The sequence below is a fragment of the Acetobacter farinalis genome (assembly GCF_011516935.1).
GTDB lineage: Bacteria > Pseudomonadota > Alphaproteobacteria > Acetobacterales > Acetobacteraceae > Acetobacter > Acetobacter farinalis.
This window is the reverse complement of sequence record NZ_WOTF01000003.1, coordinates 41,086-59,111: the sequence shown is the minus strand read 5'-3', so window position 1 is coordinate 59,111 and position 18,026 is coordinate 41,086. Positions and strand designations below refer to the sequence as shown.

Sequence of the window (18,026 nt, the reverse complement as noted above, 5' to 3'; positions counted from 1 at the left end):
AAGACATGACCCAGTTTTTGGATATCTCCGGTCTGTGCGCCCGGATTGATGCTGACGGGCAGGAAAAGGAAATCCTCAAGGGTGTGGATCTCAGCATTCCGCCGGGTGAGGTTCATGCCATCATGGGGCCGAACGGCTCAGGGAAATCAACCCTGGCCTATGTGCTCGCCGGGCGTGAGGATTATGAAGTTACTGCTGGCAGCGTGACGTTTCAGGGGCAGAACCTGCTCGATATGGAACCGGAAGAGCGGGCTGCGGCTGGCCTCTTTCTGGCTTTCCAGTCTCCCATCGAACTGCCGGGCGTGAACAATGCCAACTTCCTGCGGACGGCTGTGAACGCCGTGCGCCGTGCGCGCGGGCAGGATGAGCTGGATGCCGTGGCCTTCCTGAAGACAGCACGCGCCGCAGCCAAGGAGCTTTCCATGTCTCCCGAGATGCTGAAGCGGAACGTGAATGTCGGCTTCTCCGGGGGTGAAAAGAAGCGCAATGAAGTGTTGCAGATGACACTTCTTCAGCCCTCATTCGCCATTCTGGATGAAACCGATAGTGGTCTGGATGTGGATGCCCTGCGGATTGTGGCGGAGGGGGTCAATCGCCTCCGGTCTCCCACTTTCTCGGCGCTGGTTATCACCCACCACCAGCGCCTGCTGGACTATCTGGTGCCCGACCGCATTCATGTGGTGGCCAAAGGCCGGGTTATTCATTCCGGTGGGCCGGAACTGGCCCAGCAGATTGACCGTGAGGGGTACACCCGGTTTCTTGCGGAGGCAGAAGCGGCGTGAGCGCAATCACCCAAGACAGGTCAGAAACTCTGGCCCCGTTCGGCACACGTCTGGACCGGGTGACAGACCCGGTTCGCAAGGCTGCGGCAGGCGCTTTGCACAGAAGCGGGTTGCCTGACCGCCGCGTGGAGGAATGGCGCTATACCAGCCTCCGTTTTCTGAATGAAACACCGCTGGCCGCCCCCGGTGATCTCTATGATGCCGGGAAGATTCAGGCGCAGCTTGAAGAGCTGGGGCTGGCCGCCGGGCCGCTGGCTGATCTGCCGCGTCTGGTTTTTGTCAACGGGCGCTATGCCGCACCGTTTTCCGTGCTGCCTTCGGGTGTTGAGGTGTCTTTCTTCGCAAAGGCCCAGACCTTTGGCACACTCTCCAGCCCGGACCGTGACCCGCTGACAGCCCTGAACACCGTTCTTGCGGAGGATGGAGCGCAGCTCCAAGTGCCTGCCGGGAAAAACGTGGGCCATGTCCTGCTGGTTTCGCTGGGGCAGACTGATGAGGCCGTGTCCTTCCACCCCCGTCATGCCGTGACGCTGGAGGAAGGCGCAAGTCTTGTCCTGATCAGCATTCAGGCAGGGCGCGGGCGCTATCTGCATAATCCCGTGCTGGAAGTGCGCGTGGGTGAGCATGCCAGCCTGAAGCATATTACTCTTCAGAAAGAAGGGGAGGCTGCCGCCTGTCTGGCCACCACCTATGCCGATGTCGCCGGTCGCGGAACCTATGACAGTTTTGTTCTGGGTATCGGCGGGGCGCTCTCCCGACAGGAGATTCACGCGCGTCTGTCAGCCCCGCATGCCACGGTGCATGTGAATGGGGCGCAGAGGCTGGCGGCAAGGCAGATTGGGGATATCACCAGCGTGGTGACCCATGCCGCGCCGGACTGCATCTCCCGCCAGACAGTGCGGAATGTGCTGGATGGCCATGCCCGCGGCGTGTTTCAGGGCAAGGTCTATGTGGACCGGGTTGCGCAGAAAACTGATGGCTATCAGATGAATCAGGCGCTCCTGCTCTCTGAAACCGCGGAAATTGATGCCAAGCCCGAGCTTGAAATCTATGCGGATGATGTGAAGTGCAGCCACGGTGCGACCGTAGGGGCGCTGGATGAAGACCAGCTTTTCTACCTGCGCAGTCGCGGCGTGCCGGATGCGGAAGCCCGCCAGATTCTCATTCATGCGTTTATGGATGAGGCACTGGCTCTGGTTGAAGATGAAACTGCCCGCGCACTGTGCGTGCAGATGCTGGCGGGTGCGTTCCCTGTTACAGGAGAGACGGTATGACCGAGGCAGCCACTCGGGAAAAATCCCGGCAGGATCTGGATGTGGCGGCCATCCGCCAGCAGTTTCCCATTTTGTCACAGACGGTGCATGACCGCCCTCTGGTGTTTCTGGATAGTGCCGCCTCGGCCCAGAAACCGGATGCGGTGATTGACGCGATGACGCACACCATGCGCGGTCAGTACGCCAATATCCATCGCGGCCTGCACTGGATGAGCGAGCGGACAACGGAAGCGTATGAAGCGGTGCGTGATCAGGTCGCGCATTTCCTGAACGCGCCATCCCGTGACGAAATCATCTTCACGCGCAACAGCACGGAAGCCATCAATCTGGTGGCGCATTCCTTTGGCGCCCTGCTCAAGCCGGGGCAGGCGGTGGTGATTTCCGAGATGGAACACCACGCCAACCTGATCCCGTGGCAGATGCTGCGGGACCGGGCCGGCATTGAACTGCGCGTGGCCCCGATTACAGAGGCCGGGGATATCGATCTTGATGCCCTGCAGGGCCTGCTGGCGGATGGGAAGGTGGCTCTGGTTGCCGTTACCCACATGTCCAACGTGCTCGGCACGGTGACACCCGCAAAGCGTATAGCCGAGATAGCGCACGCTGCCGGGGCGCAGGTTTTGTTTGATGGCAGCCAGTTCGTTGTGCATCGTAAAACGGATGTGCAGGCGCTGGGGGCGGATTTCTATACGTTTACCGGGCACAAGCTGTATGGGCCGACGGGCATTGGCGTGCTGTGGGCACGCAAGGCCCTGCTGGAAGCCATGCCGCCGTTTCTGGGTGGCGGAGATATGATTTCCACCGTCACGTTTGAAAAATCCACCTGGGCGAATGTGCCGCACAAGTTCGAGGCGGGCACGCCAGCTATTATCGAGACCATCGGTCTGGGTGCGGCCATCTCCTGGGTTGAGGCCATCGGGTTCGAGGCCATTGCCGCGCATGAAGCCGCCTTGACGGCACATGCCCTCACGCGGCTGGCGGATGTGCCGGGCCTGAAGGTTATCGGGCAGCCCAAGGAGCGCGGCGGGGTGATTTCCTTCACCATGGATGATGTCCACCCTCATGATATCGCAACCCTGCTCGACCGGAACGGAGTTGCCGTGCGCGCCGGGCACCACTGCGCGGAACCACTCATGCGTCGCCTCGGGCTGAGCGCCACCGCCAGAGCCAGCTTTGGCGTTTACACACTGCCGGAAGAAATCGACACACTGGTGGATACGCTGGTGCGGATCCGGAATTTCTTTGTGTGACCACGTCGGGTGCGAACAGCCTCGCTGCGCCCCACCCGGAGGCGAATGGTTTCGGGGTGCGGAGTGCGGGTGTGACCAGCCCTGAAGTGCATACGTCGGGGAACAGCACTCTGGCGGATAGTGGCGCTCTCTATGATCGGCTGATTGTCGAGCGTGCCCGCACGCCGCAATACGCCGGGCGGCTGGAGCAGGCGGACGCGCAGGGGGAGGGGAAAAACCCGCTGTGTGGGGACAAGACTCGGGTGGAACTTCAGATGATGGACACCCATATCAGTCAGATCAGGCATCAGACCCGTGGCTGCGCCATCTGCCTTGCAGCGGCTGACCTGATGGCGGAACGGGTCACGGGTCTGACCGTCTTGCAGGCCCGGGATATGAGCCACCGGTTTTCCGCCATGCTGGTGGGGGACTCGGGCAGCGCACCGGATGCGCATACGGAAACATCTGCGCTGGGGCCGCTGGAAGCATTTGCCCCACTGCGCGCGCACCGGGCGAGGCACCGCTGCGCAGAACTACCTTGGGTTGCTTTGAAGGAGGCGCTTTCTCATGTCGACGTCTGAAAAGGTGCATGCTCCTGAAATGCTGGATCAGGACGCCGAGCGGCAGGAGACCGCCGGAGCTGTCCTGCACGCGGAAGGCCCGCAAGGGCGTGGGGAGACAGCCAGAGTGGAAAGCTGGACACCCGATAACGCGGATGCCGGGTCTGCCAGTGCCAGTGCCAGTGCCAGTGCCAGTGCCGCATCGGTAGAGGGGCAGTCTTCCTCAGAGGTGGCAACAGCCCCTGCGTCTGAAGGTTCGGCGTCCGGCCCTGCCTCTGAAGAGGCCGTTATTGAAGCGATTGCAACGGTTCATGACCCGGAAATTCCGGTCAATATTTACGAACTGGGGCTGATTTACGCGATTGATCTGTATGACGATGGCCGCGTGAAAATTGAAATGACCCTGACTGCCCCCAATTGCCCCAGCGCACAGGAACTTCCGGTGCAGGTGAAAGAGGCGGTCGAGAAAGTGCCGGGGGTTGCCTCGGCTCAGGTGGAGGTGGTGTGGGACCCGCCATGGGATATGTCGCGCATGAGCGATGAAGCCCGCCTTGCCCTGAATATGTTTTAAGTGAAAGGACGGAGCGATGTCTCAGACCAGTGTTGTGCCGCCCGCCAGAAAAGCTCTGCCGCCCCTCATGCGCCTGTCAGAGGCAGCGGCTGCGCGCCTTGAGCATCTGTATAAGACGGCGCATGCCGGGCAGCTTCTGCGCATTGGTGTGACCACCAAAGGCTGCTCGGGTAAAGCCTATGACATGCAGTTTGTGGATGGCCCGAGCGAGGGGGATGAGGTGGTGTCAGACAAAGGGCTGACACTGCTGGTGGACCGCAAGGCGACCCTGTTCCTTATCGGCACACAGATGGATTACCACCAGACCGAGCTTGAGGAAGGGTTTGTCTTCCTCAATCCTAACGAGAAGGGCCGGTGCGGCTGCGGCGAGAGCTTTCATGTGTGAAGCCGCAAACGGCTTCCACCTCGGTTGACCACAGGAACTGGTCAATAACCGTCACACTGGTCAAACGATAGCCTGCGGCCTGAAGGGCTGAAGCATCCTTGCTCAGTGCGGCGGGGTTACAGCTCACATAAATCACGCTGCGGGGCTTGCCCTGCGTAATCTGTTTCATCTGTAATTTGGCTCCGACATGGGGCGGGTCGAGCACCACACAGGCTGCGGTGGCCAGATCCTTCGCCATAATCGGCTGTCGGTTCAGATCCCGGCATTCCACGGCAAGACGCGAGCCGCCAGAAGCGTTTTTCAGGGCTTCTGCGGCTGGCGGATAGCCTTCGTAAGCCTGCACGCGGGCGCGGCTGGCCAGCGAGAAGCTGAGCGTGCCACAGCCTGCGTAGAGTTCAAACACACTGTCGCGCTTCCCCATCTTCGGGGGCAGAGCCTCCAGCACCGCGTTCTGGATCAGGGCTTCACTTTCGGCAGTGGCCTGAAAGAACGCGCCCGTCGGCGGGTTGACCGTTGAACCTGCCAGAACATGCTGCACGGGGCCGGTCTGGGCGGCCGTTTCAGGAAGGCCCTGGTCTCCCTGCCGCTGCCAGCAGATGCGCGGAATAGATTGTTCCGAAGAAAGGGCTGCGAGTCTGCTGCGGTCAGCCGTGGAAAGCGGTCCATCTGTGACCAGAAGAATATCGAGCCCCGATTCCAGCAGATTGATCCGGACATCACCCGCGCGATACAGGCCTTCCAGACTTCTCAATGTCTGCCGAAGGGCAGGCAGGCACGCCATAATGGCGGGGTGAAGAACGGGGCAGGTTGTCAGATCAACCACATCCGCACTGCCCCGGCCATGCAGGCCGAGCAGGATATCCTTCCCCTGCCTGCGCACGGCAAGATCCGCCCGGCGGCGGCTGTGCGGCGGCACCTGAAAGGCCTGAGGCTCAGGCAGATCAGAAAAACCAGCTTTTTCAAGAGCGGCTCTCACCCGGCCTGTTTTCCAGGCCAGCAGGGCCGCGCGGTCCATATGCTGGAGCGTGCAGCCGCCGCACAGGCCAAACAGAGCACATTCAGGCTCTACCCGGGCGGGTGAGGGAGAGAGAACATCCACAAGGGACCATTTGCCAGAGGCCGTATGTGCTATCCGCACCCGCTCTCCCGGCAGGGTGTAGGGCACGTGCACAGTATGGCCATCTGGCAGTATCGCGGCGCCGTCACCCTGTGCGCCAAGATAGGCAATGGAGGTTTCGGCTGTTTCTGAAGCGTGCTGCTCCGGTGTGTGAGCTGTCACGTTGAGTGCTTTGCGGCCTCTTCTTCAGAAACAGAAACGTCTGCGGTCGGGGCCGGAAGATTGGCCAGAATGGTCGTGCGGCGCGGCAACTGCATGAAAGCAGGGACGCTCTGCCCAAACCCGACCACATCTCCGGCGGGCATCGGCGGTGCGTCCTCGCGGCGGGGCAGGCGCGCAGCCGGGGCGCGTGTTTCCTGCGCGGCGTGAGGCGCGGGGGCTGCGGCGGCGGGCTTCTGCTGCTTCGGGGCGGCGGGTTTTTCGTTCCGCGGTCCGGAGGTGGGCTTCGCGCCGGGCGTTTCCCTGCGGCGGCCATGAGACGGACGCTTCTCGTCCGACCATTCCAGTTGCTCAATGCCGTCAATCGTCAGACGCGGAATGGTCTTGCCGGTCAGGGTTTCAATGGCATCGGCCAGATTTTTGTCATAGGGCGTGGCCAGACTGTACGCATGGCCTTCCTTTCCGGCGCGGCCTGTGCGGCCAATCCGGTGGACATAATCTTCCGCATGGAACGGTAGGTCGAAATTGAAGACGTGAGACAGACCGCCAATGTCGATCCCGCGTGCGGCAACGTCTGAACACACCAGAATCTTCAGCTCGTTGTTCTTGAACTTCTCAAGAGTCGCAAAGCGGACAGACTGCGGCAGGTCTCCATGTAGCGCGCCTACGGAGAAGCCATGCTTCTGCAGGGAGTGCATCAGCACATCCACATCGCGCTTGCGGTTACAGAACACAATGGCGTTCTGCATGCTGGAGTCGCGCAGCAGTTTGCGGAGTGTTTCGCGCTTGTTGTGCTCATCCACAATCACCAGACCCGCCGTGATGGTGGTCGCAACGGAAGAGGCACGGCTGACCGTGATTTCCTTGGGTGAATGCAGGAAGGCATCCGCCAGTTGCTTGATGGCCGGAGCCATAGTGGCGGAAAAGAAGAGCGTCTGGCGGTTGGCGGGCAGCAGGCCGACAATTTTTTCAATGTCGGGGATGAAGCCCATGTCCAGCATACGGTCTGCTTCATCAATCACCAGAATTTTCGTCTGGGTGAGCAGCAGGCCGCCCCGCTCGAACAGGTCCAGCAGGCGGCCGGGGGTGGCAATCAGCACATCCACACCCCGGTTCAGCACATCTTTCTGGTCCGCCATGCTCTCGCCGCCAATCAGCAGCGCATGGGTCAGTTTGAGGTTTTTGCCGTAATTGACAAAATTTTCAGCAACCTGAAGAGCCAGTTCCCGTGTGGGTTCCAGAATCAGGGAGCGCGGCATACGCGCTCTTGCCCGTGAGCCGGAAAGAATTTCCAGCATGGGCAGCGTAAAGGAGGCTGTTTTCCCAGTTCCGGTCTGGGCCACGCCCAGAACGTCCCGCGCCATCAGAATGGCCGGAATGGCCTGTTCCTGAATGGGAGTGGGATGAACATATCCCATGTCGGAAATAGCGCTCAGAATGGGGGCTGACAGTTCAAGGTCAGCAAAGGTTGTCTTGGTTTCCGCCGGGGTTTCCGCCGCTTTTTCCTGAGCGGGGGCCACTACGGCCGGCACCTGTTCACTTTTGACGGGGGCAGGCGGGGCGTCCAGCGGAGCAGTCTGGGGTTCAACGCCTGCGGGGGCTGCGTCCTGCCGGGCTGCGGGCTCACTCTTGGGCTCCGCTGCTGGTTTCGCAGTGGCTTTTGCACGGGCAGGTTTTTTCGCGGGAGCCGCTTTCTGGCGGGTCCGTGCGGGCTTTGCTGCCGCTTTCGCGGCAGGGGCCGCGGCTTCAGCCGGCTGCGCGGAGGAGGTTTCAGCCTCTTCCTGTACGGCGGCCGGTTCTGGCGCTACGGCCGGCTCGGCGGCTTTCCTGCGCCGGCGCGCAGGTGTTTTCGGTGCTTCCGCCTTTTTGGCAGGAGCGGCTTCAAGCGCTTCTGCGCCCGTCTCCGTTGTGGCCGTCTCTACAGCGGTGGCAGCCGTTTTTGTGCGGCTGCGCGTCGTTGTCTTGCGGGTGCGGGTGGGCGTTTTGGCTATCAATATGCTCTCGGAGATACTTCAGTCGTTGTGATCATGGACCGACTGGCCTTGGTTTTTTATGCTCCAGAGGCCGGAGCAGAGATGCAAGCTGAAGCCGGTCAGGCGCTTGCTGCGATAAAGGCATTTCCCGCCAGAATCAAGCTTTCCCCGTCCGCCCTTCCGATTTTACACGAACGGATGGCCCAGAGCGGCGGCAATAATGCTGACCAGTCCGAGAAACAGGATAACCAGAAGCTGCTTGCGGATCGAGTCGAACAGAGCGGGTTGCGGGCGCAGGGCGCGCCGGGCTTTCTGGAAGGGGCCGGTGAGGATGCGCACGGACAGAGCCGCCATGATCACGCCGAGGAGCTGCATGAGGTTGGTGGTCCATGGCATATGCGCGAAGCCACCTTCATGGAGGATCATCAGCCAGCCCGTGATCAGCCCCGTGGGGATGACATGCATCAGCACCCGGAAAAACCGCCCCAGTGACTGGAGCTGAACGGAATTGCGCTGTGTGGTGTCCAGCAGGGAGAGGCTCCGGCTCATGATGAGGGCGGCATAGGCGATACCCCCTATCCAGAACATCATGCTGCCAAGGTGAAGAGCGAGGATGGCGCTCCAGAGAATGGAATGAGGCATGCGGACTCCGCTCGCAAAATAAGGCTGACTTCAGGAACAGGCGCACCAGCGGCTGAAAGGCTCTCCTGATGCGCTATCAGCTTGCCTGATTGCCAAGCGGTGAGCGTGCGTGCAAGTCAGTATTCAGCAAGACTTTCATTCCGGGGCTCCCTGCATCAGGAGGATTTCCGTGCCTGTATCGCCGCTTTCCGCACTCAGCCTGTATACACCAGAGGAGATGGGGGAGGTGGACAGGCTGGCCTCAGCCCAGGTTCCCGTTTCCGATCTGATGGACCGCGCAGGGTGGGCCGTGGCCCGGGCCGTGCGGCGGTTTATGCGCCCATGCCGGGTGCTGGTGCTGTGCGGGCCGGGCAATAACGGGGGGGATGGTTTTGTTGCGGCCCGCTTCCTGCATGAAGCAGGCTGGTCAGTTGCCGTGGCGGATATGGTGCCCCCCCGTGCTGGCTCGGCTGCGGCGGAGGCCTCCGCGCGCTTTCAGGGGCTGCGGGTGCCTTTCACGCTGGCGGAAGTCGCGCGCTCGGACCTCGTGATAGACGCTGTCTTTGGTGCGGGCTTGAGCCGCGATGTGAGCGGTGAGGCCGCCGCGCTGTTGCAGGCCGCACGCAAGGTCGTGGCGGTTGATATCCCTTCCGGAATTGATGGCGCGACAGGGCGGGTGCGCGGCAGTGCGCCGCGTGCGGCCATGACTGTCACCTTCTGCCGGTTCAAGCCGGGGCACCTGCTTTATCCGGGGCTCAGCTACATGGGCCGTCTTGTTCTGGCGGATATCGGCATGCCGCAGGCTGCCCTGACGCAGGTTCACCCTCGCGCATGGCGCAATGCGCCGGGGCTGTGGCATCTGCCGGAGCCGGGGCCTGAAAGCCATAAATATACGCGTGGGGTGGTCAGTGTCTGTGCCGGGCGCTCCATGCCCGGGGCGGCCCGCCTGTGCGCCGGAGGTGCCCGCGCCGCTGGCGCGGGGTTGGTGCGTCTGGCTGCGGGGGAGGCCGCTCCGGCCTATCGGCTTGGTGCGCCGGGGCTGGTGGTTGATGACGGCTCTCTGGAGAGTTTACTGGCAGATACACGGCGGGCTGTCTGGGTGTGCGGGCCGGGCCTGACGACAGATGAGGTGGCTCAAACCCTTCCGGTGCTGCTGGCGGCCCGGAAATGCGTGCTGGCTGATGCCGGAGCGCTTTCCGCCGCGGCAGGATGCCCGGAAAAGTTGCGGGGCGTCGCGGTGATCACGCCGCACGAGGGGGAGTTTACCCGTCTGTTCGGCTCGCCAGTTGAAAATCCGCCAGAGTCCGTGCGGAAAGCGGCGGCATTTCTCAATGCGGTTGTCGTGCTGAAAGGGGCCTCCACCCTCATTGCCGCGCCGGACGGGCGGCTTGCGATCAATGATCACGCGAGTCCCGCTCTGGCCACGGCGGGGTCCGGTGATACGCTTTCCGGTGTGATTGCCGCGCTTCTTGCTGCCGGAATGCCGGTGTGGGAGGCTGCCTGCGCCGGCGTGTGGCTGCATGGAGAGGCCGGTTTGCAGGCTGGTGCCTGGCCTGTTGCGGAGGATCTGGACCGCTATCTGGGCCCGGCGCGAGAAAAAGCGACCCGATTGCAGAATGAAGCGGAAAGATGTGCGTAGTGTCTCTTGCCGGGAGCGGCACTCTGGGCTAAGTGCTCGCAACTTGTGACGGGGTTTTACCGTGCGGGCGTGGTGGAATTGGTAGACACGCCAGATTTAGGTTCTGGTGGCGCAAGTCGTGGGGGTTCAAGTCCCTCCGCCCGTACCATTTTTGTGGTGCTCCCGTCCTGTTCCGCGGCAGCCTTTCGGCACATTGCAGCGGGGAATTTGAGTTTGTACCGAAAGGAAGGCCTGGCCGATGCAGGTTACTGACACCCTCTCCGAAGGGCTGAAGCGTGGTTTCACCATTACCATTCCGGCAGCGGAGCTTGCAGAAAAGCGCGATGCGCGTCTGAAAGAGGTTGCTGCCAACCTGACTCTTCCGGGTTTCCGTCCGGGTAAGGTGCCTGTCTCTCTGGCGCGCCAGCGCCATGGCGAGGCCGTGCGTGCGGAAGTGCTCGAGCAGGCAGTGTCTGACGCCCTGCGCACGGCACTGGAAGAGCGCGGCCTGCGCCCCGCCGGCCAGCCGCAGGTTGAGCTGGTTTCCGGTCAGGAAGATGACGGCAAGGACCTTGAGTTCAAGGTTGAAACCGAAATCCTGCCCGACATCACCGTGCCGGATCTGTCTGATCTCTCCCTGACACGCCTGAAGGCTGTTGCCAGCGATGAAGCCATCGACAAGATCGTGGCAGACGTTGCCAAGCGCCAGCGTACCTTTGAAACGGTTGAAGAAGTTCGCCCGGCTGTAAAGGGTGACGTTGTCTGCGTTGACTTCCTCGGCAAGCGCGACGGCGTGCCGTTCGATGGTGGCACGGCGCAGGACGTCAATGTCGAGATCGGCGGCGAAGGCTTCATTCCCGGCTTTGCCGAGCAGATTGAAGGCATGAAGGCCGGTGAGGAAAAAGTCATCACCGTGACGTTCCCGGAAAATTACGGGGCGGAAGAGCTGGCAGGCAAGGAAGCGACCTTTGACATCACCGTCAAATCGCTGAAAAAGCCGGTTGATGCGCCGATTGATGATGAACTGGCCAAACAGCTTGGTTTCGAAACGCTTGAACAGCTGCGTGACCTCGTCCGCAAGCAGATTGAAGGCGAATACGAACAGCTCTCCCGCCTGCGCATCAAGCGCGAACTGCTGGACGCACTGGCAACGAAAACCGATTTCCAGGCTCCTCAGGGCATGGTTGAGGCCGAGTTCCAGCAGATCTGGCAGCGCGTTGAAGCCGACCGTAAAGACGGCCAGCTTGACGATGAAGACAAAGGGAAAGACGAAGAAACCCTGCGTTCCGATTATCGCAAGATTGCCGAACGCCGCGTGAAGCTCGGTCTGCTTCTGGCTGAAATCGGCCGCAAGAACGCCATTACGGTCACACAGGATGAACTTGGTCGCGCCATGCGTGCGGAAGCCATGCGCTATCAGGGTCAGGAGAAGGAGGTTTTCACCTTCTTCCAGAACAACCCGCAGGCCATTGAATCCCTTCGCGGTCCGATTTTCGAGAACAAGGTTGTCGATTATCTGATTGAACTTGCGAAAGTGGAGGACAAGGAAGTTACTCCGGAAGAGTTATCGGATATCCCCCCGGCTGATATCTGAGAAATTTGTGTCCCGCCGGTGTGAACCGGCGGGACATTCTTTTTCAGGGTAGTTTTTCTTTTCCGGGGTGGCATCTTGCCACTTTATCTCTATCTTGATTGAGAGTGCCTGAACCGGGCACTGTCTTCGGGCAGGTGCGGGGAGGGATGGTGCAGGTTTTTTTACGGGAATGACTGACATGAGGGATCGTGATCCCGTTGAGGTTTTCAGCAACGCTCTGGTGCCGATGGTGGTCGAACAGACCTCCCGGGGTGAGCGGGCATTTGATATCTATTCCCGCCTGCTTCAGGAACGGATTATCTTTTTGACCGGACCGGTCTATGATCAGGTCGCATCTGTGATTTCCGCACAGCTCCTTTATCTGGAAAGCGTGAACCCGACGAAAGAAATTTCTTTCTATATCAACAGCCCCGGCGGCGTTGTGTCGGCAGGGCTCGCGATTTACGATACGATGCAGTATATCCGCAGCCCCGTCAGCACAGTCTGTATCGGTCAGGCGGCCTCCATGGGCTCCCTGCTGCTGGCTGGTGGTGAGGCCGGGCGCCGTTTCGCTCTGCCGAATGCCCGCGTGATGGTGCATCAGCCGTCCGGCGGTGCGCAGGGGCAGGCCAGTGACATTGAAATCCAGGCCAAGGAAATCCTCATTATCCGGCAGCGCCTGAACGAGATCTATCGCGAACATACCGGTCAGACCCTTGAGGATATCGAGCACAAGCTTGAGCGCGATACCTATATGTCAGCCGAGGAAGCGAAATCTTTCGGTATTGTTGATAAGGTGATCAGCCATCATAAGGCCACAGAGACTGGAAAGAAGGATAAAAGCCATCCTTAATCTGGTGTGCATTGAAGCCCCTGCCCAATGGCAGGGGTGGTCTGCCCGCAGCAAGGCAGATAGGGTTTGTAACCCGGCTTCTGGTTCTCTGAGAGCCGGGACGATCGAGGGAGTGGACTGATGAACGCAAAGTCCGGCGATTCCAAAAACACGCTCTATTGTTCTTTCTGCGGGAAATCGCAGCACGAGGTGCGCAAGCTTATTGCTGGCCCGACTGTGTTCATCTGCGATGAGTGTGTTGAACTCTGCATGGATATCATCCGTGAAGAGCACAAGACGACACTGGTAAAGTCGCGCGAGGGTGTGCCGACTCCCAGAGAGATCTGTAAGGTTCTTGATGATTATGTGATCGGGCAGTTTGAGGCGAAAAAGGTTCTCTCTGTTGCCGTCCATAACCATTACAAGCGGCTGACGCAGGCCACCAAGGGTAATGATGTTGAACTCGCAAAGTCCAACATCCTGCTGGTAGGCCCCACCGGTTCGGGCAAGACCCTGCTTGCGCAGACCCTGGCCCGCATTCTGGATGTGCCGTTCACCATGGCGGATGCCACCACATTGACCGAAGCCGGTTATGTGGGGGAAGATGTTGAAAACATCATTCTCAAGCTGTTGCAGGCGTCTGACTACAATGTGGAACGCGCCCAGCGCGGCATTGTCTACATCGATGAAATCGACAAGATTTCCCGCAAGTCTGACAACCCCTCCATCACGCGTGACGTGAGCGGTGAAGGCGTGCAGCAGGCACTGCTGAAACTGATGGAAGGCACCGTGGCATCCGTGCCGCCGCAGGGTGGGCGCAAGCATCCGCAGCAGGAATTCCTGCAGGTGGATACCACGAACATGCTGTTTATCTGTGGCGGGGCCTTTGCTGGTCTGGACAAGATCATCACAGCGCGTGGCAAGGGAACCGGGATCGGCTTCGGGGCTGACGTGCGCTCCCCCGATGAGCGGAAGACCGGTGAAATTCTCCATGATGTGGAGCCGGAAGACCTGATGAAATTCGGGCTTATCCCGGAATTTATCGGCCGTCTGCCTGTTCTGGCAACGCTGGGAGATCTGGACGAGGCCGCCCTGATCAGAATTCTGACCGAGCCGAAAAATGCTCTGGTCAAGCAGTATCAGCGCCTGTTCCAGATGGAGGATGTCCAGCTTTCCTTCACGGAGGATGCTCTGAAGGCGATTGCGGACCGCGCGATTACCCGCAAGACGGGTGCCCGTGGTTTGCGTTCCATCATGGAAAGCATCCTGATGAACACCATGTTCGATCTTCCCGGCCTTGAGAACGTGGAAGAAGTGGTGGTCAATCGTGACGTGGCCGAGGAAAAAACAAACCCGGTCTATGTTTACGGGAAGCGGAAAGACGTCCCTACAGAGCAGTCAGCCTAAGAACTGCAAAACAGCGCCCGCAGGCCCGATGGGGTCTGCGGGGCGGGTTTTCTGGTTAACCCATTGCAGAATGGGGCGTTCGTAACGACATGGTAGGTGTTGGAAGCCTGTTGGCAGGTTTCCGCAGGCTTGGGTATGCCACAAGACGGGTGCCCGGCCTGGATCGTCCTTGAAGGAGGTCATGGTTATGGCTGATAATGAAAAACCAGCAGTAAAACGTAAGCGCAAATCTCCTGCGGAAACCCCCGCGGCAGTCTCTCCGGCTGAAGTGCCTGTGAGTGTTCCGGAAGAGGCCGCCCCTCCGGCTGTTGCGGAACGCGGGCGTGGGCGCATTGCCGTTCTGCCGCTGCGTGACATTGTTGTATTCCCGCACATGATTGTCCCGCTGTTTGTCGGGCGTGAAAAATCCGTCAAGGCGCTGGAATCCGTCACACGTGAAGACCGGCAAATTCTTCTGGTTGCGCAGAAAGATGCCGCGCAGGATGATCCGGGTGCGGATGATGTCTATCGCTTCGGCACCCTCTCCACCATCCTGCAACTGCTCAAGCTGCCTGATGGCACGGTGAAAGTGCTGGTGGAAGGTGTCCGCCGTGCGCGGGTGAAAGCCCTGCACGATGTTGACGGGCATTTTGAAGCTGAAATTGAAGATGTGGTGGAAGACCCGGCAAAAGGCGCGGAAGCTGAAGCGCTTGGCCGGTCCATCGTCTCCCAGTTTGAGCAGTATATCAAACTCAACAAGAAGATCGCGTCTGAAGTTCTGGTCTCCCTCAACCAGATCAGTGATCTCTCCAAGCTGGTTGATACCGTTGCCAGCCATCTGAATCTCAAGATTTCCGAGAAACAGGAAATTCTGGAGGCTCCCTCCGTTCTTGCGCAGCTTGAGAAGGTTTTCGCGCATATTGAAGCGGAAATCGGCGTGTTGCAGGTTGAGAAGAAAATCCGCAACCGCGTAAAGCGCCAGATGGAGAAAACCCAGCGCGAATATTATCTGAACGAGCAGTTGAAAGCCATTCAGAAAGAGCTGGGGGAAGGCGAGGACGGTAAAGACGAAACCAGCGAGATAGAAGAGCGCATCGCCAAAACCCGGCTTTCAAAGGAAGCGAAGGAAAAGGCCCTCGCGGAGCTTAAAAAGCTGCGTGGCATGAGTGCGATGTCTGCCGAATCCACCGTGGTTCGGAACTATCTGGACTGGCTGCTGGGTATCCCGTGGAAGAAGCGCACCAAGGTCCGGCATGATCTGGCCGAGGCAGAAGCCGTGCTGGATGCGGACCATTACGCTCTGGAGAAGGTGAAAGAGCGTATTCTGGAATATCTGGCGGTTCAGAGCCGCTCCCAGAAGCTGAAGGGGCCGATTCTCTGCCTCGTCGGGCCTCCGGGCGTGGGGAAAACCTCTCTGGCGCGGTCCATTGCCAAGGCAACAGGCCGCACGTATGTGCGCATGTCTCTGGGCGGCGTGCGGGATGAAGCCGAAATTCGCGGCCATCGCCGGACCTATATCGGGTCCATGCCGGGCAAGATCATTCAGGGCATGAAAAAGGCGAAGGTTTCCAACCCGCTGTTCCTGCTGGATGAAATTGACAAGCTCGGAGCGGACTGGCGCGGAGACCCGGCCTCTGCCCTGCTGGAAGTGCTGGACCCGGAGCAGAACAGCACATTTGCAGACCATTATCTGGAAGTGGATTATGATCTGTCGGATGTGATGTTTGTCACGACGGCAAACAGCCTGAATATGCCGCAGCCGCTGCTGGACCGTATGGAGATCATCCGTCTGTCTGGCTACACGGAGGACGAGAAGGTTGAGATTGCCCGCCGCCATCTGATTTCCAAGCAGACCGAGGCGCACAGCCTGAAGCCTGACGAATGGTCTATTACCGATGAAGCCCTGCGCGACCTGATCCGCTATTACACGCGGGAAGCCGGGGTGCGTAACCTTGAGCGCGAAATTGCAAATCTGGCGCGCAAGGCGGTGAAGGAGATTGTGACAGGCAAGGCTGAGAAGGTTGCTGTCACGGTTGATAACCTTGAAAAGATGGCTGGCGTGAAGCGCTTCCGCTACGGCGAAACCGAAGCGGAAGACATGGTGGGCATTGTCACCGGTCTTGCCTGGACGGAAGTCGGTGGGGAAATCCTCACGATTGAAAGCGTCATGGTGCCTGGCAAGGGCGGTGTGGTCGAAACGGGCAAGCTGGGTGATGTCATGAAGGAGAGCGTCTCAGCGGCGTTTTCCTACGTGCGCAGCCGCTCCACCACGTTTGGGATCGCGCCGACTCTGTTTGAAAAACGGAGCTTCCACGTGCACGTGCCGGAAGGTGCGACTCCTAAAGATGGCCCGTCCGCCGGTATTGCCATGGCAACGGCTCTGGTCAGCGTCATGACTGGAATTCCGGTGCGGCGTGATGTTGCCATGACAGGTGAGATCACTCTGCGGGGGCGTGTACTGCCGATTGGCGGCTTGAAAGAGAAGCTTCTGGCAGCGCTGCGGGCCGGGATCCGGACGGTTTTCCTGCCGAAGGAAAACGAGAAGGATCTTGCTGAAATCCCTGATTCCGTAAAGAATAATCTCGAAATCATCCCTGTTTCGCATGTGGATGAAGTGATTGAGCGGGCGCTGGTGCGCAAACCCCTGCCCATTCATTGGGAAGAGGTTTCCGAAGTTGTTCCGACTCAGGAAGGAAATGGGGTGGCAGCCGCTCTGCCGCACTGACGTAAATTTTGCTATGTGACGGAAGTTTACGCTTGCTTGGTTGACGTAACGGAAAACGGCTGCATAGTGCGAGCGGGAAGCGGAGAGGCGGACGTTAAAGCCGCCCGCCGCTCCATTCATGATAAACAAAGAGAGGCGTAATATGGAGAAGCCACTTAACAAGCAGGAACTCGTTGCGGCAGTGGCCGACGAGGCAGCTCTGCCCAAGGCGAAGGCTGGAGAAGTGGTCGACGCCGTATTCGGTGCAATCGAAAAGGCCCTTTCCCGCAAGCAGGAAGTCCGTCTGGTCGGTTTTGGCACGTTTGTAACGGCCTCACGCAAGGCAGCCAAAGGGCGCAATCCGCGTACGGGCGAGGAAATTGATATTCCGGCCTCTACCTCAGTGCGCTTCAAGCCGGGTAAGGCTCTGAAGGATGCCGTGAGCTGAAGTCTCCTGACTGACAGTTTTCTGGTTTCCGGCCGGTAAAACTTCCACTGGAAGGGTTGCCGGCCGCTTCTGTTTGTGACACATACGCTTTCAGCGGGCGATTAGCTCAGAGGTAGAGCGTCTCGTTTACACCGAGAGGGCCGGCGGTTCGACCCCGTCATCGCCCACCATGATTTCTTCAGGAATGTCATGGTGTTCCGCGCAGAGCACTGAAAATTCAAGATGCTCTCGCTTTTATGAATTCCCCCCCAAATCTTGAGTATTCCGCCATATTTATGGCGTTTTAACGTTCCCGACCAAAATAATCACGGGAAAGTGCCCATTATTACTGGTGATGGGGCATGGTTGTTGTCAGGACTTGGGTTTAGGCTCCTTTGCATGATGTCTGATCTTCACGATCTTCCTCACGCAAGGAATACAGATGCCCTCTGTTCTTGGTGACTACGCGCCCGTTCTGGTATTCGGTGCTATTTCGGTTGTTATTGCGGCGGCAATGTTAGGTATGGCCCTTGTATGCGGCCAGCAGAAACCGTACCCGGAAAAAGTAACGGCATACGAATGCGGGTTTGAAGCTTTTGATGATGCCCGGCGTCGCTTTGATGTGCGGTTTTATCTGGTCGCAATCCTTTTTATTATTTTCGATCTCGAAGTCGCGTTCCTGTTCCCTTGGGCTGTCAGCCTTTCCCGTATTGGCCTGTTCGGTTTTTTGTCCATGCTGGGGTTCCTGAGTGTTCTGGGGATCGGGTTTTTATATGAATGGCGCAAAGGCGCGCTGGACTGGGATTGAGGGAGCC

16 protein-coding genes and 2 tRNA genes are annotated in these 18,026 nt (G+C 59.4%); 15 read left to right on the top strand and 3 right to left on the bottom strand.

Annotation, left to right across the window (positions count from 1 at the left end; all coding sequences use genetic code 11):
* The first annotated feature begins 5 nt into the window (after nucleotides 1–5).
* From sufC to GOB82_RS05160, 6 genes are all read left to right on the top strand, one after another.
* The gene (gene sufC, locus GOB82_RS05185) at nucleotides 6–782 is read left to right on the top strand and encodes a Fe-S cluster assembly ATPase SufC (protein WP_166120588.1); all 777 of its coding nucleotides are present in this window, start codon (nucleotides 6–8) and stop codon (nucleotides 780–782) included.
* Nucleotides 779–2,056 carry a Fe-S cluster assembly protein SufD gene (gene sufD, locus GOB82_RS05180; RefSeq protein ID WP_166120585.1) on the top strand — a complete coding sequence of 426 codons (1,278 nt, stop codon included), beginning with the start codon at nucleotides 779–781 and terminating at the stop codon, nucleotides 2,054–2,056. The genes sufC and sufD overlap by 4 nt, the downstream gene beginning before the upstream one ends.
* Nucleotides 2,053–3,306, top strand: a complete 1,254-nt coding sequence (locus GOB82_RS05175; RefSeq protein ID WP_166120582.1) for an aminotransferase class V-fold PLP-dependent enzyme — start codon at nucleotides 2,053–2,055, stop codon at nucleotides 3,304–3,306. Before sufD ends, GOB82_RS05175 begins: the two co-directional genes overlap by 4 nt.
* Nucleotides 3,307–3,392: 86 nt before the next feature.
* Nucleotides 3,393–3,866, top strand: a complete 474-nt coding sequence (gene sufU / locus GOB82_RS05170; protein WP_166121071.1) for a Fe-S cluster assembly sulfur transfer protein SufU — start codon at nucleotides 3,393–3,395, stop codon at nucleotides 3,864–3,866.
* The gene (locus GOB82_RS05165) at nucleotides 3,853–4,416 is read left to right on the top strand and encodes an SUF system Fe-S cluster assembly protein (protein WP_166120579.1); all 564 of its coding nucleotides are present in this window, start codon (nucleotides 3,853–3,855) and stop codon (nucleotides 4,414–4,416) included. Before sufU ends, GOB82_RS05165 begins: the two co-directional genes overlap by 14 nt.
* Nucleotides 4,417–4,432: 16 nt before the next feature.
* Nucleotides 4,433–4,801, top strand: a complete 369-nt coding sequence (locus GOB82_RS05160; RefSeq protein ID WP_166120576.1) for a HesB/IscA family protein — start codon at nucleotides 4,433–4,435, stop codon at nucleotides 4,799–4,801.
* Here the strand turns inward: GOB82_RS05160 and GOB82_RS05155 are convergent.
* The 3 genes from GOB82_RS05155 to GOB82_RS05145 form a co-directional block, all read right to left on the bottom strand.
* Nucleotides 4,755–6,080 (bottom strand): class I SAM-dependent RNA methyltransferase, encoded by a 1,326-nt coding sequence (locus tag GOB82_RS05155; RefSeq protein ID WP_166120573.1) that lies wholly within the window; start codon nucleotides 6,078–6,080, stop codon nucleotides 4,755–4,757. The two genes, GOB82_RS05160 and GOB82_RS05155, sit on opposite strands and share 47 nt — an antisense overlap.
* Nucleotides 6,077–8,071, bottom strand: coding sequence for a DEAD/DEAH box helicase (locus GOB82_RS05150; protein WP_194300377.1), 1,995 nt, complete (start codon nucleotides 8,069–8,071; stop codon nucleotides 6,077–6,079). Before GOB82_RS05150 ends, GOB82_RS05155 begins: the two co-directional genes overlap by 4 nt.
* A gap of 165 nt (nucleotides 8,072–8,236) precedes the next feature.
* Nucleotides 8,237–8,692: a hypothetical protein gene (locus GOB82_RS05145; RefSeq protein WP_166120570.1), complete on the bottom strand. Its 456-nt coding sequence runs from the start codon at nucleotides 8,690–8,692 to the stop codon at nucleotides 8,237–8,239.
* Between the two features lie 217 nt (nucleotides 8,693–8,909).
* On the opposite strand from GOB82_RS05145, the gene GOB82_RS05140 reads away from it, so the two are divergent.
* The 9 genes from GOB82_RS05140 to GOB82_RS05100 all read left to right on the top strand — a co-directional run bounded on the left by GOB82_RS05140 (nucleotide 8,910) and on the right by GOB82_RS05100 (nucleotide 18,019).
* On the top strand, nucleotides 8,910–10,310 hold the full coding sequence (locus tag GOB82_RS05140; protein ID WP_166121066.1) for an NAD(P)H-hydrate dehydratase: 1,401 nt from the start codon (nucleotides 8,910–8,912) through the stop codon (nucleotides 10,308–10,310).
* A 63-nt stretch (nucleotides 10,311–10,373) separates the two neighbouring features.
* A tRNA-Leu gene (locus GOB82_RS05135) sits at nucleotides 10,374–10,458 on the top strand.
* 90 nt (nucleotides 10,459–10,548) lie between these two features.
* Entirely contained in the window at nucleotides 10,549–11,883 is a 1,335-nt protein-coding gene (tig, locus tag GOB82_RS05130; RefSeq protein ID WP_166120568.1) for a trigger factor, read from the top strand.
* 169 nt (nucleotides 11,884–12,052) lie between these two features.
* The gene (locus tag GOB82_RS05125; protein ID WP_194300376.1) at nucleotides 12,053–12,715 is read left to right on the top strand and encodes an ATP-dependent Clp protease proteolytic subunit; all 663 of its coding nucleotides are present in this window, start codon (nucleotides 12,053–12,055) and stop codon (nucleotides 12,713–12,715) included.
* A 120-nt stretch (nucleotides 12,716–12,835) separates the two neighbouring features.
* Entirely contained in the window at nucleotides 12,836–14,101 is a 1,266-nt protein-coding gene (gene clpX / locus GOB82_RS05120; protein WP_166120563.1) for an ATP-dependent Clp protease ATP-binding subunit ClpX, read from the top strand.
* Between the two features lie 187 nt (nucleotides 14,102–14,288).
* A complete protein-coding gene (lon, locus tag GOB82_RS05115; RefSeq protein ID WP_166120560.1) occupies nucleotides 14,289–16,805 on the top strand; it encodes an endopeptidase La in 2,517 nt (838 codons plus the stop codon).
* A gap of 142 nt (nucleotides 16,806–16,947) precedes the next feature.
* Nucleotides 16,948–17,232, top strand: coding sequence for an HU family DNA-binding protein (locus tag GOB82_RS05110; RefSeq protein ID WP_166120557.1), 285 nt, complete (start codon nucleotides 16,948–16,950; stop codon nucleotides 17,230–17,232).
* Nucleotides 17,233–17,327: 95 nt separating this feature from the next.
* A tRNA-Val gene (locus GOB82_RS05105) sits at nucleotides 17,328–17,402 on the top strand.
* A gap of 251 nt (nucleotides 17,403–17,653) precedes the next feature.
* Nucleotides 17,654–18,019 carry an NADH-quinone oxidoreductase subunit A gene (locus GOB82_RS05100; RefSeq protein WP_166120554.1) on the top strand — a complete coding sequence of 122 codons (366 nt, stop codon included), beginning with the start codon at nucleotides 17,654–17,656 and terminating at the stop codon, nucleotides 18,017–18,019.
* Nucleotides 18,020–18,026 lie beyond the last annotated feature (7 nt).